This is a genomic window from Synechococcus sp. H70.1 (genome assembly GCF_047502705.1).
Taxonomy (GTDB): Bacteria; Cyanobacteriota; Cyanobacteriia; order Thermostichales; family Thermostichaceae; genus Thermostichus.
Window position 1 is genome coordinate 5677 of the sequence record NZ_JANSIV010000113.1, and the last position, 14981, is coordinate 20657.

General features: G+C 59.7%; 14 protein-coding genes and 1 pseudogene. 10 read left to right on the forward strand and 5 right to left on the reverse strand.

The window, feature by feature from the left end; genetic code table 11:
• Nucleotides 1-66 precede the first annotated feature (66 nt).
• From NW827_RS08055 to NW827_RS08080, 6 genes and pseudogenes are all read left to right on the forward strand, one after another.
• Nucleotides 67-456: pseudogene (locus NW827_RS08055) on the forward strand (AAA family ATPase); the annotation flags it as partial.
• Nucleotides 457-1308: 852 nt separating this feature from the next.
• A complete protein-coding gene (locus NW827_RS08060; protein ID WP_414503552.1) occupies nt 1309-3162 on the forward strand; it encodes a helicase HerA domain-containing protein in 1854 nt (617 codons plus the stop codon).
• 110 nt (nt 3163-3272) lie between these two features.
• Entirely contained in the window at nt 3273-4157 is an 885-nt protein-coding gene (locus tag NW827_RS08065) for a hypothetical protein (RefSeq protein WP_414503547.1), read from the forward strand.
• 59 nt (nt 4158-4216) lie between these two features.
• Nucleotides 4217-4486 (forward strand): hypothetical protein, encoded by a 270-nt coding sequence (locus NW827_RS08070; protein ID WP_414362493.1) that lies wholly within the window; start codon nt 4217-4219, stop codon nt 4484-4486.
• A 25-nt stretch (nt 4487-4511) separates the two neighbouring features.
• Entirely contained in the window at nt 4512-5222 is a 711-nt protein-coding gene (locus NW827_RS08075; RefSeq protein WP_414362494.1) for an energy-coupling factor ABC transporter ATP-binding protein, read from the forward strand.
• A 213-nt stretch (nt 5223-5435) separates the two neighbouring features.
• On the forward strand, nt 5436-5648 hold the full coding sequence (locus tag NW827_RS08080) for a CP12 domain-containing protein (RefSeq protein WP_414362495.1): 213 nt from the start codon (nt 5436-5438) through the stop codon (nt 5646-5648).
• Between the two features lie 148 nt (nt 5649-5796).
• Here the strand turns inward: NW827_RS08080 and NW827_RS08085 are convergent, their stop codons facing one another.
• Nucleotides 5797-6600, reverse strand: a complete 804-nt coding sequence (locus NW827_RS08085) for an FTR1 family iron permease (RefSeq protein ID WP_414403785.1) — start codon at nt 6598-6600, stop codon at nt 5797-5799.
• A 44-nt stretch (nt 6601-6644) separates the two neighbouring features.
• Nucleotides 6645-7055: a peptide-methionine (R)-S-oxide reductase MsrB gene (gene msrB, locus NW827_RS08090; RefSeq protein ID WP_414362497.1), complete on the reverse strand. Its 411-nt coding sequence runs from the start codon at nt 7053-7055 to the stop codon at nt 6645-6647.
• Nucleotides 7056-7212: 157 nt separating this feature from the next.
• Here msrB and ndhN point away from each other — a divergent pair, with 157 nt between their 5' ends.
• From ndhN to NW827_RS08105, 3 genes are read left to right on the forward strand one after another with little or no spacing between them, the layout of a single operon-like run.
• Nucleotides 7213-7668: an NAD(P)H-quinone oxidoreductase subunit N gene (gene ndhN / locus NW827_RS08095; protein WP_414362498.1), complete on the forward strand. Its 456-nt coding sequence runs from the start codon at nt 7213-7215 to the stop codon at nt 7666-7668.
• Between the two features lie 59 nt (nt 7669-7727).
• Nucleotides 7728-8756: an LdpA C-terminal domain-containing domain gene (locus NW827_RS08100; RefSeq protein ID WP_414403784.1), complete on the forward strand. Its 1029-nt coding sequence runs from the start codon at nt 7728-7730 to the stop codon at nt 8754-8756.
• 19 nt (nt 8757-8775) lie between these two features.
• A complete protein-coding gene (locus tag NW827_RS08105; RefSeq protein WP_414403783.1) occupies nt 8776-10623 on the forward strand; it encodes a R3H domain-containing nucleic acid-binding protein in 1848 nt (615 codons plus the stop codon).
• Here NW827_RS08105 and NW827_RS08110 read toward each other — a convergent pair.
• Complete coding sequence (locus tag NW827_RS08110; protein WP_414403782.1) at nt 10620-11537, reverse strand: 4-hydroxybenzoate solanesyltransferase; 918 nt, start codon at nt 11535-11537, stop codon at nt 10620-10622. The two genes, NW827_RS08105 and NW827_RS08110, sit on opposite strands and share 4 nt — an antisense overlap.
• Before the next feature lie 211 nt (nt 11538-11748).
• Here NW827_RS08110 and NW827_RS08115 point away from each other — a divergent pair, with 211 nt between their 5' ends.
• Nucleotides 11749-12492 (forward strand): response regulator, encoded by a 744-nt coding sequence (locus NW827_RS08115; protein ID WP_414403781.1) that lies wholly within the window; start codon nt 11749-11751, stop codon nt 12490-12492.
• Here NW827_RS08115 and NW827_RS08120 read toward each other — a convergent pair.
• Nucleotides 12489-13826, reverse strand: coding sequence for a CCA tRNA nucleotidyltransferase (locus tag NW827_RS08120; protein WP_414503548.1), 1338 nt, complete (start codon nt 13824-13826; stop codon nt 12489-12491). The two genes, NW827_RS08115 and NW827_RS08120, sit on opposite strands and share 4 nt — an antisense overlap.
• Before the next feature lie 98 nt (nt 13827-13924).
• Nucleotides 13925-14947, reverse strand: a complete 1023-nt coding sequence (gene hemH, locus NW827_RS08125) for a ferrochelatase (RefSeq protein ID WP_414403779.1) — start codon at nt 14945-14947, stop codon at nt 13925-13927.
• Nucleotides 14948-14981 lie beyond the last annotated feature (34 nt).

The window sequence follows — 14981 nt, forward strand, 5'->3', positions numbered from 1 at the left end:
GAACAACAAAAGGCCCTTGAGGCTCTCAGGGAAGTTGATTTTGATTGGACGGTTCACCTGAAGAAAATCTGGCAGCCACCAGAGTTTGACGTTCCCGATCTTCATCGAGACGCTAGAGAGCGGCTATTTGAGCGGCTGGAGAAGTTGATCCAATCCCCCCAAAGCGAGTCTCCGCTGGGGATCCCTGTCCTCGGCAGCAGCGGTACTGGGAAGACCCACCTGCTCAGGGTATTGAGACAGCGCTGCTTTGAAAGGGGCGTGGGATTTGTCCTGGTGGACATGACAGATGTGAAAGATTTCTGGAAAACGGTAGTTCAAGGGTACCTTACATCCCTGATACAGGAAGAGCCAGATGGAAGAAGTCAGTTAAGAAAGGTTCTCGATCAAATCTTCCTGAAGGCCCTGGCCAGTCCTAAGAAGGCAGAAGAGATTGCCGAATTTCCTCCTGACCTCTTGGTCAGAGTTGTCAACCGAGTTCTGCAATGGCTGTTTACTCAAGATAAGAGTAAAACACTTAAGTATCAAGACTGTGTGCGGGCCATGATTTTGGCCAACTCTGCCGACTTTGCAATAGCTGCAGCTGGAATTAGCTGGATAGAGGGCCTAGGTGTAGATGATCCGGAGACGAAGCAAAGGTTTGGCTTTGTCTCGCCAGGCTTAACTCCCAGCGAGATCGTCGCGGGGCTTTCTTGGCTCATGAGCCTGAGGGGGCCCACTGTAGTTGCTTTGGATCAACTGGATCCAATCATTATGCAATTTCATATAGCTTCAGAAGAATCAGGGGCAGAAGCAAAGGCCACGGAAAATATCATTCACAGCATTGGAGGCGGTCTTATTGCGCTACGAGATTATCTCTCTCGATCTCTTGTGGTTGTCTCCTGCCTAGAACACTCTTGGGAAATCCTAACAAAGACGGCTGTTTCTACGCTTTCAGGTCGCTTTGAGTCCCATTCTGTCTTTACGCTTCTTCCCTCTGCAGGTACTGCTGAGGCTGTTGTTGTCCCTCGCTTAGAAAAAGCCTATCGCAAGGTTGGCTTTACCCCTCCCTATTCCTCCTACCCCTTTAAGCCGGAGTTTTTTGAAAGTAATCAATTTCTATCTCCTCGAGCTCTTTTGCAAAAATGCCATGAGCACAGAGAGAGCTGCTTGAAAGAAGGGAAAGTTATCGAGTTAGGATCCTCCGGTTCTCCTCTTACTACTTCAAGTGCTTCTCTGCAGGAACTGGATCGCGAGTTTGAGAAGTTCAAGCAAAATGCTGATATCTCTCCATATTTACAGGAAAACAAAGATGAGCCATGGAAAGAACTTTTGACTTCTGTATGTGACTTTCTCGTTCGGCAAGCAAAGTTGCCGGCCAGCATCGGCACCCAAATTGAAATGGATTTCCCTGGAGCCACAAGCTTTTCCCAGATGCATTCTCGTTTGCGCCTGATCTTCCATGAGGCCAACGAGCGAGAAAAGCACCTTTGTCTGATAGCCATCCAGTCAGGTAATCCCAAGGCCTTCCAGGCCCGCTTGGGAGCCGCCAAGACAGCCGCCGGGATCGATCCGGCCCTGCGATCTCGCAAGCTGGTGGTGGTGCGCACGATACCAGTGCCCAGAGGCCGGGTAAGCCAAAAATTGTGGCAGAGTTTTCTTGCGGAGGGCGGGATCCACTGGCAGCCCAGCGAAAGGGCAATCAGGGTTCTGCTGGCCCTAGAACAGCTCAAATCCAGGCCCGGTTTTACGGACTGGCTGGCCGAGCGGCAACCCCTTGCCCAACTGGCAGCCGCCGAGCCTGATTCGGGTTTGGCCAAGATCCTCGCCTGGCTGAAGGAAGGGATCCCTGGGCAGGAAACTCCAAAAGGGGATTTCTCACTTTCTAGGGTAGAGAACGGCAAGGCCCCTCAAGCCAAGCAGGATCTGCACCTGACAGGTTTGTTTGTCGGGCGGCGTTGGGTGGCCAACCGAGAAGGGGATCCGGTCTTTCTGCCCGTCCCAGAGCTGGTGCGGCACACCGTGATCCTGGCCGGCAGCGGCTCTGGGAAAACGGTGCTTTTGCGACGCATCGTGGAGGAGGCAGCTTTGCAAGGGATCCCTTCCATCGTTATCGATGCTGCCAACGACTTGGCCCGCCTGGGGGATCCCTGGCCTGCTGCCCCCCAAGGCTGGACAGAGGAAGACCAGGCCAAGGCAGAGCGCTACTTTGCCCAAACCGAAGTGGTGATTTGGACCCCTGGGCTGGCAGCAGGTAACCCCCTCACCCTCGCCCCCCTGCCGGACTTTGCTGCGCTGGCTGACGATCCTGAAGAGCTGGATCAGGCCGTCGACATCGCCTGGGGCACCCTTCAGGAAATCGTGGCCCCCGGCAAGACTGTCAGCGACCAACTGAAGCGGGGAGTTCTCAGGGCAGCTTTGAAGTACTTTGCCACCCACCAGCCCGGATCCCTGGCCGAGTTTGCCGAGTTCCTGGCAGATCTGCCCCCAGAAGCAGGAGCCGATATCAGCAAGGCTCCGCAACTGGCCCTGCAGATGGCCAATCTCCTCAAGGCTGCCATGGTCAACAACAAGCTGCTCAGTCAAAGCGGCACGGCGTTGGATCCGGCCAGCCTGTTGGGGCTGGGGGCAGGCTATGGCAAAACCCGCGTGTCGGTCATCAACCTGGTGGGTCTTCCTACCCTGGGCGAACAGCAGCAATTTGTAAACCAACTGGCCATGGCGCTGTTTGCCTGGATCAAGAAAAACCCCGCTCCGCCGGAAGCGCCAGTGCGCGGGCTGTTGGCCATCGACGAGGCCAAAGACTTTGTGCCCTCCCAGGGGACTACCCCCTGCAAGCAGAGCCTGCTGCGCCTAGCCGCCCAAGCGCGCAAATACGGCCTGGGCCTCATTTTCGCCACCCAGGCTCCCAAAAGCATCGACCACAACATTATTGCCAACTGCTCCACCCAGTTCTTTGGCCGGGTCACGTCGCCAGCGGCTATCGAGGTGGTGCGCGAGCAAATTGCCCAGAGGGGGGGAAGCGGCGAGGATGTAGCGATCCTGAAGGTGGGGCAATTCTACCTCTCCTCGCAGGAGCTTCACCCGCCCTGCAAAGTCCAAACTCCCTGGTGCCTGTCTTTCCACGCCCCTACCCCTCTAAGCGAAGCTGAGGTGATCCAGCGCTCTCAAGGCAGCCAATCCTAAGATCCTGCCTGGCGCCCTGCTCTGGAACGGTTGCCCCTTCCCCCAGCTAGCAGTTGGCAAGGATCTGGACGGGAGTTATGCTGCCTTAAGACGTTGGCCGGGAAGGGGCAATGGGATCAGTCAAAAGACAAGCTCGGATTTTGCTCTTGCTGGCAATTGGGGCTTGGCTGAGCTGGGGGACACTGGTCTGGTCTGCCCCCTCCTGTAGGGAGCGGGAGCCGCGCTTGCTGCGGCAAATCCTGGCCGCGCTGGGCCGTCCCCAGGTGGCGGTGGAGGAGGTGGCTCTGTTCGATGCGGATCAATGTCTGGTTCAGTTGGTATTGGATCGCCGCGGGCTGAGCGGATCCCTGCCGCCGGAGATTGGCCAATTCCACCGCCTGCGGGCTTTGTCTCTCAGTTACAACCAGCTTTCTGGCCCCATCCCCGCCGAGCTGGGGCAACTGAGCGAGTTGGAAAACCTGTTTCTGGACTATAACCAGTTCTCCGGCCCCATTCCGCCGGAGCTAGGGCAACTGCACAAGCTGCGGGGGTTGTTTTTGGATCACAACCAGCTCTCCGGGCCTATTCCTGCCGAGCTGGGGCAGCTCAGCCGCCTAGAAAACCTCAGCCTACAAAACAACCAGCTCAGCGGCGCCATTCCCAGCCAACTGGGCCAGATGAGCTCCCTGAGGGGCCTGTTTTTGGATCGCAACCAACTCTCTGGGCCCATTCCGCCCCAACTGGGGCAACTGCGCCACCTGGAGAATCTGTACCTGTCGGACAACCGCCTCAGCGGATCCCTGCCGCCAGAGCTAGCCCAACTCAAGCAATTACGGGATCTGCGCCTGGCCCGTAACCAGCTCACAGGCGAGTTGCCCGGCTTTTTGGCAGAACTGCCGCGGCTGGAACGGCTCCACATTGAGGGCAACCCTGGCCTCTGCCTGCCGGCGGCCCTGTCGAGTTGGTTTGCCAGTCTCACTCCAGGGGATCCTCCTTCCGCTCGCCCCTGCCCCTAGGTCTGGGATCTAGGATACTGGGATCAGGTGTCCACAGCCCCCTACGCGAACAGTTAGCCATGTATACCCTGGAATTGCTTCTGAAGGGAAATCCCGCCCCCATCGTCATCCACCAAAAAGAGGAGGAAGCGGCCAACCGCGCCTATCAGAGTGTGGTTGAAGCTCTTCGCAACGGATCCCCGCAGAGCCTGGAGCTAACCTGCGACCGCACTGGCAAAAAGGTGTTCTTGCTTACCGGCGAGCTGTGTGGTGTGCAGATGACCTCCTCCAGGTCCGGCGCTGCACCCCTGGGAGTCCGACCTGGGTTTTTGGCCCAGCTGCAGAGCTAAGGCCACCTCTCTAGGAGTCTCTTGTATGAAGACTCCCCTCCCTAGCCGAGAATCCTCGTTGGCCATCCGGGTGGAGGGCTTGACCTTTGCCTGGCCAGGGCGTCCGCCGGTTCTGCAGGAGTGCAGCTTTGCCATTCCCAAAGGCCAGTTGTGGATGCTGCTGGGGCCCAATGGCAGTGGCAAGTCGACATTGCTACAACTGCTGTCGGGAGTGCTCACCCATCCCCAGCCCCTGGCGGGGTTCTGGGAGGTGCAGGGGCGGCTAGGCTACGTGTTTCAAAACCCGGATCAGCAGCTGTTTATGCCAACAGTGGGGGCGGATGTAGCTTTTGGGTTGGGAGCAGAGCCCCTCACGTTGGAAGAAATCCAGAAGCGGGTAGAGATGGCCCTGGAGCAGGTGGGCTTGCGCCACTTGATCCGCCGCCCCATTCACGGCCTTAGCGGTGGGCAGAAGCAGCGGGTGGCAGTGGCTGGGGCCCTGGCCCGGCACTGCGAAGTTCTGCTGTTGGACGAGCCAACGGCTCTCTTGGATCCCGATAGCCAAAAGGATCTGCTGCGCTGCATCCGCCGCCTGGTGGATCAAGAGGGGATCACTGCCCTTTGGGTAACCCACCGGCTGACAGAGCTGGAATGGGCAGACGGGGCAATCTTTCTGGCGCAAGGACAGGTGCGCCAACAGGGATCCCCAGAACAGGTGCGGCAACAGATTAGCCAATTGTTTGGCAGTTGGAGGTGATCCCGAAGAGATTGCAAAAGCGTGGCGGCGACCCCCTGCCGCTGTCCCTTAAAATTAAAAGTGAAAGCAACGAGATAGATCGGTTGGCAGTTAAGGCACTCTTTGAGACTCAGCGGTAGGGCCAGTAGACAGATTTTGCCCTAGCGGAGGTCGTTGCCAACCGCCTATATCCGGGGGCTACAGGCCCCGTCCTGTCTAAAGGAGCTTGAGCATATGGGACTGTCTGAAGTCATTGCCAAAGAGCTGGAAAATGCCCGCAAGATCTGCTCTGAGTACGGCGAAGGGGATCCCCATTGCCGTGCAGCCTGGGATGCTGTGGAGGAAGTGTTGGCAGCCCGCAGCCACCAGCAAAAGGCTCCTAGCAGCCTAGAGCAGCACTGCGCCGAAAACCCTGATGCTGTCGAGTGCCGGGTTTACGACACCTGAAGGGGTCCCTGGCCCTTAGTAAAAGAGCTCGTGCTTATACTGCTGCAGCCGCTCGAGCCGTACTGGTAAGCTAGGAAGATGCTCTCCTCCGCTCTTCTCTGTGGGTGGGGAGCTAAGCAGCAAGCAGGGGGTGGGGTAGCTTCTCCCTTTAGGAAGAAGGCTTTTGGGGGAAACTAGTCCACTGCCACGGCTGTAGCCACCAGACAATAGCTATTGCCAACACTGCCAGTTGGGGTAGCAGCGTTTGCCAGGTGGGATAAATCCCCAGCCAGCGTAGCCTGGGGATCCCAGCTAGAGCAGTGGTGGGCAACCAACTTGCTGCTTGCAAAGCATGGAGGCCGCTGCCCAGGAACTTAAAGCCCAAGTAGAAAATCAGCAGGCTTAAACCCCGGAAAAAAGCCTTCAAGGGCAGCTTTAGCCCCACCTGCAGCAGCAAAACCGCCATCCCCCCTAGGATCAGGGCTCCCAAGCCGATCCCCAGCCAGAGATCCTTGGGTGCTAGGGAAGGGGCCAATCCCACATAAAACAACACCGTTTCCGCCCCTTCGCGAAACACCGCCGTAAAGGCCAGGAAAGCTAGGGAGAAAATCTGGCCCCTGGCAAGCGCTGCCTGGGCTTGTTCTTGCACAAAGGTTTGCCAAGCGGCAATGGCGGCCCGCCGGTGCAGCCAAAAGCTGACGGAAAACAACAGACCTGCTGCCACCAGCCCAGTGATCCCCTCCAGCACCTCTTGGCGGGTGTGGGTAAGGAGCTGCTGGAAAAACAGCTTGACTAAGAGGCCAAGCAGCACGGCGGCCAGTAGACCCACTGCTCCTCCCAGCCACACCCATTGGCGCTGGGCCGACTGCCCGCTCTTACTGAGAAGCGCCACCAGGGCCAACAGCACCAAGAGAGCCTCCAGGCCCTCCCGCAGCAGAACCAAGGCAGCATCCCAAAAGGTGTAGTCCGACATGCTCACCCCAGCAGGTGGCTCAAAAAAGCTGCCCTTGGCAAAGCCTAGGCGTTGGCTGGAATAAACTTCAGGGCTGCCGAGTTAATGCAGTAGCGCAAGCCCGTTGGCGGGGGGCCGTCTGGAAACACATGCCCCAAATGGCCGCCACAGCGGGAGCAGTGCACCTCAGTGCGCGGCACGAGCAGTTTCCAATCTGTCTTGGTGCCAATCACATGAGGGGCAATAGGTTCCCAAAAACTGGGCCAGCCAGTGCCACTGTCATACTTGGCTGCCGAGGAAAAGAGCTCCTGCCCACAGCCAGCGCAGACATAGATCCCTGGCGCCTTGTGGTTGTAGTAGGCATTGCGGAAGGGGGGCTCAGTTCCTTCTTGACGCAGCACGTAGTACTGTTCTTCAGTAAGCAGCTGGCGCCACTCGGCGTCGCTCTTGGTTACAGGATAACTTGGTTGAGCCATTGGCTGTTGCTCTCTTTTCGATCCCCATTCTAACCACTCCTCCAGCAAGCCAGGAAAGGCCGGGGGTTTCTATGAGTTCTATCGGAGACTTCTATCCCCAGCCGGGGGTACACTCCCGCTACAATGGGCAGGGGCAAGGCGGGTTTTGAGGTTTCTTATGTTGCTGGTTGGCTCAGGGGCCAAGTTTGTGCAACAGCTCGAGCAATCTGGGGCTTTGGCCATGTTTGTTACCCCGGAAGGGGGATCCGAAGGGCACTACCTGCGGCGGCTGCGCGGGGCCGGCTATGAGGTGGTTACCCTCTCCAGCAAGGGAATTGGGGATCTGGCCAGCTATTTAACGCGCAGCCATGGGGTGCGGCCTGCCACCCTAGGGAAATCGCAGCGGCGCACCTATTTCTACCCCTCGTTGATTGAGCAGTACCGCGCCAGCCTGCCCCCCAAAGCCAAAGGACTGGTGTTTTGGTTTTACGAGGGGCATGTCCTCAGCCGGCAAGAGCTCTCCTACTTGGTGAAGCTGAGCCAAGAAGACAAGGGCGTGAAATTTGTGGTGGAGCTGGCTCGAGAGCGATCAATTCGGTGGCAACCCCTGAAGGACGCCCTGCAGAGCGCCTGAGGATTGGCTCAGACTCTCAGAGAATTCTTTGCTACTATCTCAAGTAGGCGGCCTTGCTGGTGGCTGTATCTGTGACCTCGCCGAAAGCTTCGCTGCAACAGGGTACTTGGTTTAAGCTCATCTGCGGCGCAAGTTTCCACCACTTGCCCTCAATTCGGGAGTTAGCCTTTCTCTACACGCTGGCCGGTGCCGACTGCATTGACGTTGCCGCTGAGCCGGCCATTGTACGGGCTGCGCAGCAAGGGATCCAGCGAGCCCAAGCCGAAGACCCGCAGGCGGGATCCCCATGGCTGATGGTTAGCCTCAACGACGGTGAGGATGTCCATTTCCGCAAGGCCGTCCTGACGGAGGCTGCCTGCCCGGCCGAATGCTCACAGCCTTGTGTGGCGGTCTGCCCCCCCCATGCCGTGGTGCCGCTGGGTGCGCCGGCGTCTGCCTCTGTTCAGGTTCACATCCAGGCAGATCTGTGCTATGGCTGTGGCCGCTGCGAGCCTGTTTGCCCCTACCAGCGCATCACCACCCTCGGCTACCAGGTGGCGGTGGCGGAAGTCTTGCCCTGTTTGCTGGAGCTGGGCGTTCAGGCGGTGGAAATCCACACCCGTGTTGGCCGGCAGAAGCAGTTTGAGCAAGTGTGGGGATCCCTGCGGCCATGGCTGGGGCAGCTGCAGGCCGTTTCGATTAGCTTTAACGAGGGTCCCGGCCTGGAGGCCTATTTGCGGGATGTGTTGGCCTTGATGGATCCCTTGCCGGAGGTGTTGATCTGGCAGGTGGATGGCCGGCCCATGAGTGGAGACATTGGAGCTGGCACCAGCAAGGCCACCCTAAGGTTGGCCCGCAAGGTGTTGGATATGGGCCTGCCTGGCTATGTGCAACTAGCAGGAGGAACCAATGCGCAAACGGTGTCGCTGTTGGATCCCTCTTGGCCAGTGGCGGGGATTGCCTTTGGCAGCTATGCCCGACAGTTGGTGGCTGCCTATCTCGAGGAAGGGTCTGGCCTGGCAACAGGGATCCTGTTGGCCAAGCAGTTGGTGCAGCAGGTAAAGCAGCGGCCAGTTGCCCTCCGACAGAGCTGTCTTTCCAGTGTTTAACAGCGTCGCTCGACCGACCATGAGTTTCTCAGCCCAGCCCTTTAACCCGGCGGTGGACTTGCAGAGGAACCCCCACCTCCTAGGTGAACACACCCCCTTCCCTGGACAAGTCCTTTACAACGACGACCTCAACAAGCTCCTGGACGTTCTGCCTGCAGCCATCCGGGAGCGGCTGCAGCAGCATCCCTACTTGGATCGGCTGGTGGAGGTGGTTCTGGATTTGGGCCGCCGCCCAGAAGCTCGTTTCCCCGGCTTTGCTGAGTACCTCTCCGAAGAAGTGGTTAGCCGCGCCGACCTGGATTTGGTCATCAGCCAAGTGGGAGAGTTTAGCAGCGACAACCGGGCTGGCATTGCCTCAACTCTGCACCGGATTAGCGCCATCCGCAACCGCCAGGGCACAATCATCGGCCTGACCTGTCGGGTGGGCCGCTGCGTGGTCGGCGTCATCAACATGATCCGCGATCTGGTGGAGCAGGGCCGCTCAATGCTGTTGCTGGGCCGACCAGGGGTGGGTAAAACCACTGCCCTGCGAGAAATTGCCCGCGTTTTGGCGGACGAGCTGCACAAACGAGTCATTATCATTGACACCTCCAACGAGATTGCTGGCGATGGCGATGTGCCCCACCCAGGGATTGGTCGAGCCAGACGCATGCAGGTGGCCAGTCCCGAGCTGCAGCACAAGGTGATGATTGAGGCGGTGGAAAACCACATGCCGGAGGTGGTAATCATCGACGAGATTGGCACTGAGCAGGAGGCTTTGGCCTCCCGCACCATTGCCGAGCGGGGGGTTCAACTGGTGGCTACTGCCCATGGCAACCGCATCGAAAACTTGATCAAAAACCCCACCCTCTCGGACCTCATAGGCGGGATCCAATCCGTCACCCTGGGGGATGAGGAGGCACGGCGGCGGGGCTGCCAGAAGAGTGTCTTGGAGCGCAAGGCTCCCCCGACTTTTGAGATTGCAGTGGAAATGCTGGAGCGGCACCGCTGGGTTATCCACGAAGATGTGGCAGCCACTGTGGATCGCCTCTTGCGCAACCGCGAGGCGTCAATCCAAATACGCAGCCTGGACGAACGCGGCCAAGTGGTGATTGTGCGCAGTACCACCGCCATGAACGAACGCCCCGCCCTCTCTCGACCGCAGTGGCCGCCTGCTGACAGCACCCTGTCCTCCCTGGGAAGCAGCTGGGGCCGCTCTAGCTGCATGGAGCCTTTACCTTTGGAGCCGGTTGCGACCCGTCTGCAGCAGCCTGGCTTGTCCTCAGTAAAGGGGGAGGAAGCCGTCTCCTCCTCAGCGGTGCCTCTACCTAGCCCTCAGTCAGAGCCCAAAGCCGAGGAGGAAGAGGAAGTAGAGCTCCAGCAGGATCCGGAGGGACCTCTAAGGATCTATCCCTACGGAGTTAGCCGTTTCCATCTGGAGCAGGTCATCCGAACCCTGCAGCTGCCGGCGCAGGTTACTAAAGACTTGGATGAGGCCGACATTGTCTTGGCTTTGCGATCCCAGGTGCGCAGCCGCTCCAAGATTCAGCAACTGGCCCACTCCCGCCAGATCCCCATTCACACCGTCAAGGCCAATACCTTGATTGCTCTGGCTAGCGCCCTGCGCCGCATCCTTAATATTGAGGAGGGGGCTGATTCTGACCTGGAGCTGTTTATTCAAGCTAGCTCTGGGGAAGAAGCGGAAGCTCTGGAGGAAGCTCGCCTGGCGGTGGAGCAAATTGTTATCCCCAAGTCGCAGCCGGTGGAACTCCTCCCCCGCTCTGCCCACATTCGCAAGCTGCAGCATCAGTTAGTGGAGTACTATCACCTGCGAGCTCAGAGTTTTGGCGAGGAGCCCAACCGCCGCCTGCGCATCTATCCCAACTAGGGGGTCCAGGGCTCCCCTAGCAGAGAGCCGGCAATCATCCCCGCCAGCAGGATAAAGCCCTGCACTACGTTTTCGCCAAAGATAGCTGGGTAAAGGCGGGGGGAAGGGTTAAGCCGGTGAAGCTGCCAGGTTTGCCGAGCCCAGAGACCAGCGGCAACAGCCAGGGTGAGGAAGTAAACCCCGTGCAAACGTAGGCTGAGCCCTGCCCCCAAGAGGGCAAGGGTGGTCCCCAGGAAAAAGAGCCCCACCGCCGTCGGTGTTTGTCGGCCAAAGAAACGGGCACTGGAGTGGATCCCGGCCCGCTCATCGTCTTCTCGATCCGAGAGGGCATAGACCGTGTCAAACCCCAGGGTCCATAGCACTGTGGCCAGCCACAGCCAGCCTAGTCCTTCCTCCCACAGGGGTAGTCGGGGATCCTGACCCCTCACCGCCGTCCAACTGATGAGCACGGCAAACCCCCAAGCCAGGGCCAGAACCAGTTGGGGCACTGGAAACACCCGCTTGGCCCCTGGGTAGAGCAAAATCACCGGCACTGCCGCCACGCAGAGGGCAAAGCTGACCGGGTTGAGAAACAGCGCCAGTCCCCCCGCACAGGCCAAGCACAGCACTGCCATTGCCATGCCGACGCCAACACTCAATTCGCGACTAGCTAGAGGGCGGCTGCGGGTGCGCTCCACCAACGGATCCAAGTCCCGATCCCAAAGATCGTTGATGACACAGCCTGCCCCGCTAGCCGCCAAACTGCCCAGAATGATGATCCCGACCAGGGGCCAGGGCGGCGTTCCCCTTCCGGCTAAAAAGGCTCCCCACAGGGCGGGGATCATCAAAATCAGGCGTCCCGCCGGCTTGTGCCAGCGCAGCAGCCGTAAAATTGCTCCGCCAGTCGCCCAGAGGGCAGAACGAGAACCCGACATAGGCAGGCTGCGCCAGTGGCCTAAAGGCAGCTCCGCCGTGATCTTAAATCATCCTAAACCAACCGCTGGTGGAACCCTTGCGGTTCCAGCGGACTTTCGAAGTGGGATTTGGCACCTTTTCTTCCCTCTATTGGCCGGCCTGGCAAGTTTGATATCCTAGCCAGCGGCTGCTGATGACTTTTCCCTGTGAGCAAGCGAGGCGGAGTTTGCCATGCAAGCAACCCTTTCCATGACCAGTCACCTTTCCCACCCTATGGAAGCTTCCCCCCTCTCGGAGACCCTGCTGGTGGTGGAGGATGAGGATGCCATCCGAGAAACGGTTGCCCTTGCCCTTGAAGAACAGGGGTACCGAGTTTTGCAAGCAGCGGATGGTCGAGAAGCGCTAGAGCTGGTGCATACAGCTGAGCGGCTGGACTTGATGATCCTCGATCTAATGCTGCCCAGTTTGAATGGCTTGGATCTATGCCGTCTGTTGCGTAGGGAGGGTAACACCCTCCCCATTTTGATGCTGACAGCCAAAAGCAGCGAGGCCGACCGGGTGATGGGCCTGGAGCTGGGGGCCGACGACTACCTAACTAAGCCTTTTGGAATGCGGGAGCTCATTGCCCGCTGTCGCTCCGTGTTGCGCCGTCGGCAGCAGGCCTACGCCAGCGAGGCCACGGTGCTCCGCTACGGGGATATTTGCATGTTTACCCAGGAGTGCCGGGTGTTGGTGCGGGGGGTGGAGGTGAGTCTCTCGCCCAAGGAGTTTCGCCTGTTGGAGCTGTTCATGTCCAATCCCCGCCGCGTTTGGACGCGGGAACAGCTTCTAGAGCGGGTTTGGGGATCCGACTTCATGGGTGACAGCAAAACTGTGGATGTCCACATCCGCTGGCTGCGGGAAAAGCTGGAGGTGGATCCCAGTAACCCCGAGTATTTGGTAACGGTGCGCGGCTTTGGCTATCGCTTTGGCTAGGGTTGGGAGCTTCTCTCGCGCCAGCGGCGGGCAAAGGAAAGGGCCTCGGCACGGGTTTGGATCTGACCCGAAGCTTGGGCTTCCTGGAGATCTTGCAACAACTGACCTACCCAGGGACCGGGCCGACCGCCTAAGGTGTGCAGCAGGTCGCGGCCATCCAGGAGGGGCACCAGATGGGCCAGGGGATCCTGGGGATCTTCGTAGCGCTGGAGCCAGGGCTCTATCTTTTGGGGGCTGCTACCGGTGGCGGCTGCCAGGAGGGCCAGGCCGCCAAAGAGGGATCCCGCCTGGTGATAGAGCCGCCACTGTTGGCTGGGTGGGGGGGAGTGGGTTAGGAGGGGCTGGAACTGGGGCAGAAGCTGGTGCAGTTTTTGAATGGCCCGCATCTCTGCCCGGCTGAAACGCAGCCGTTCCAGCTCCGCTTCCACTGTCTCGGCGGGGGTGCCCGCCGGATCCCACAGTAGGGCTGCCACCACCGTTGCCAAGAGGGCGCTGCGCCGATCCGCCAAAGGCTGGGCCAGCTCCGCCAGCGTGCGGGGGTACTGGAGCTGCCAGATCTCAGCCCATTGCCACACTGCCTGAGCCTGGGCAAAGCCGCAGCTCTGGGGCGTTAGGCGGGGCAGCCAAGCCACCAGCAACCCTGCCGCCGCTGCCGCTTGCAGGTGGGCCAGGCCCGGGATGCGGGTCTCCAAGAGGGCCACCACCTCGGTCCGTACCCGCTCTGCTGCCACCCTGGCCAAGAGGGAAGCCCGCTGGCCAATCGCCTCTGCCGTGGCTGGATCCAGCACAAACCCCAGCTGAGCTGCCTGGCGATAGGCCCGCAACAGCCGCACTGGATCGGCGCTGAGGTTGTCGGGGTGAACCATACGCAGGCACCCTTGCTCAATGTCTGCCCGACCGCCCGTAGGATCCAACAGTTGCCCCTCTTGCAGCGCCAGGGCGAGGGCGTTGCAGGTGAAGTCCCGCTGGCGCAGATCCGCCTCTGGCGTGGGGCCCACCTGCAGGGCTACGTCCACCGTCGCCGCCGTGGGAGGAGAAGCCCTTCCTTGGCCCAGCACAATGCGGGCAATCTGTCGCTCCGCATCCAGCACCACAAAGCCAGCCTTCAGCCGCCGTGCCACCCCCGCCGCCCACCCCACGGGATCGGCTGGACACATTAAGTCCAGATCCAACGGCCCCTTGGGGTCGCTAGGCTGGCCCCGCAGCCAAGCTAGGTAGGCATCCCGCAGGGATCCCCCCACCCAGTAGCTCCCCTGGGGCAGCCACTCTTTGGGAAAGGGCAGCCGTTGGTAGAAATAGTCCAGCAGCCACTCGGTCAGCAGGGCTTTGCTCATCGATTGGGTAGAGCGGGGAAACTTCCCGGAGGATTATCCCTAGGCTGCACAAAAACAAGCAATTACTTTGGGGGATCTAGCCCTTGCTGGCCCAGAGATCACTCCAGTAGCGAGCTGCCCACTGCCGCCGGCACAAGCGCAGGTGTTGGAGGGAGCAAATGGGGCCGCACCAGCGCCACCAGGCCAGCAATAAACAGGGGGTCGGCATTCAGCGCTGGCACGCGGCGAAACTCGCGGATCCCAGCCTGGTGGGCCAGCTCCCGATACTCAATGTCGATTTCCTGGAGGGTTTCGATGTGCTCCGACACGAAGCTAATTGGCACCACTAGGAGTTGCCTTACCCCCTGCGCGGCCAGTTCCGGGATCACCGTCTCGGTGTAGGGCTGCAGCCAGCGCACGGAGCCCACTCGGCTTTGATAGGAGAGGGTGTAGCGATTGGGGCGCCCAACTTCGCGCCAGATGAGCTGGACACAGGCTTCCATCTCCTGCTGGTAGGGATCCCCGGCCTGGGTAACATAGCTTTCGGGAATGCCGTGGGCGCTAAAGAGCACGTGAACGCTTGCTGGATCTGCAAACGCATCCAACTGCTGCCGGATGGCCCTAGCCATGGCCTGGACATACTGGGGCTGATCATACCAAGAGCAGATCTGGCGGCGCTCGATGCGGGCCAGCTCCGGATCCTCAGCCCAGAGGCGATCCAGCAGCTTGAAGCTGGAGCCAGTCGTGCTGATGGAATACTGCGGGTACAGGGGCAGCACCACCAGGCGGGTGATCCCATCTAACTTGATCTGCTGCACCACCGACTCAATAAGCGGGTGCCAGTAGCGCATGGCTACATACACCGGCACATCGTAGCCCTCCGCCACCAGCTGTGCCTGTAGCTCTTGCGCCTGCGCAGCGGTGATGCGCCGTAAAGGGGATCCCCCCCCAATAGCCGCGTAGTTGCGCCGGGATTTGGGCGCCCGCAGCGTGGAGATGGCCCAGGCAAACACTCTCTGGAGAAAGGGAAAGGGCAGACGGATTAGTTCCGGATCGGCAAAGAGGTTGTAAAGAAAGGGCTGCACATCCGCCTGGGTCTCTGGCCCCCCCAAGTTCAGCAGGAGCACGCCGCTTTTGGACATAACAAGCTCGATGACCTTCCTTATCCACTCTAGG

What these genes read in the sequence shown, in the direction of transcription:
- NW827_RS08065 (WP_414503547.1), top strand. Translation starts at nt 3,273, where the DNA reads ATGGGATCAGTCAAAAGACAAGCTCGGATTTTGCTCTTGCTGGCAATT.
- NW827_RS08070 (WP_414362493.1), top strand. Translation starts at nt 4,217, where the DNA reads ATGTATACCCTGGAATTGCTTCTGAAGGGAAATCCCGCCCCCATCGTC.
- NW827_RS08075 (WP_414362494.1), top strand. Translation starts at nt 4,512, where the DNA reads ATGAAGACTCCCCTCCCTAGCCGAGAATCCTCGTTGGCCATCCGGGTG.
- NW827_RS08080 (WP_414362495.1), top strand. Translation starts at nt 5,436, where the DNA reads ATGGGACTGTCTGAAGTCATTGCCAAAGAGCTGGAAAATGCCCGCAAG.
- NW827_RS08085 (WP_414403785.1), bottom strand. Translation starts at nt 6,600, where the DNA reads ATGTCGGACTACACCTTTTGGGATGCTGCCTTGGTTCTGCTGCGGGAG.
- msrB (WP_414362497.1), bottom strand. Translation starts at nt 7,055, where the DNA reads ATGGCTCAACCAAGTTATCCTGTAACCAAGAGCGACGCCGAGTGGCGC.
- ndhN (WP_414362498.1), top strand. Translation starts at nt 7,213, where the DNA reads ATGTTGCTGGTTGGCTCAGGGGCCAAGTTTGTGCAACAGCTCGAGCAA.
- NW827_RS08105 (WP_414403783.1), top strand. Translation starts at nt 8,776, where the DNA reads ATGAGTTTCTCAGCCCAGCCCTTTAACCCGGCGGTGGACTTGCAGAGG.
- NW827_RS08110 (WP_414403782.1), bottom strand. Translation starts at nt 11,537, where the DNA reads ATGTCGGGTTCTCGTTCTGCCCTCTGGGCGACTGGCGGAGCAATTTTA.
- NW827_RS08115 (WP_414403781.1), top strand. Translation starts at nt 11,749, where the DNA reads ATGCAAGCAACCCTTTCCATGACCAGTCACCTTTCCCACCCTATGGAA.
- NW827_RS08120 (WP_414503548.1), bottom strand. Translation starts at nt 13,826, where the DNA reads ATGAGCAAAGCCCTGCTGACCGAGTGGCTGCTGGACTATTTCTACCAA.
- hemH (WP_414403779.1), bottom strand. Translation starts at nt 14,947, where the DNA reads ATGTCCAAAAGCGGCGTGCTCCTGCTGAACTTGGGGGGGCCAGAGACC.